Genomic DNA, 232 nt, shown 5'->3' with positions numbered 1-232 from the left:
GAATACGTCGATGGATTGAACGAGGCAAAACGCGACAACGGTGTTGGTTCACCTTCAGCCGTGAGGAGCCAGTCTTCGAAAACGCCTTCGGCTATCGCAGCCAAATAATCATTTACCAGAACACAGGCCTGCAACTTCAGAATTGTTTCCACCGAGCCAGGGGGAAAGGAGACCTCGATGGAAGCGATGATCAATATGGTCCTAGCTCAGATGCAGCCAGTCCTAGACTATC

The 232-nt window shown here is 50.9% G+C and carries 1 protein-coding gene; it reads right to left on the bottom strand.

What is annotated here, in order from left to right; all coding sequences use genetic code 11:
- The coding region (locus H6A15_RS10280) for a hypothetical protein (protein WP_204673655.1) at window positions 1–194 on the bottom strand (194 nt) is incomplete at its 3' end.
- Between the last annotated feature and the right edge of the window lie 38 nt (window positions 195–232).

Origin of the sequence: Enorma phocaeensis (assembly GCF_016901575.1) — a bacterium.
GTDB classification, from domain to species: Bacteria; Actinomycetota; Coriobacteriia; order Coriobacteriales; family Coriobacteriaceae; genus Limicola; species Limicola phocaeensis_A.
This window is presented reverse-complemented; position numbering and strand designations above follow the sequence as displayed.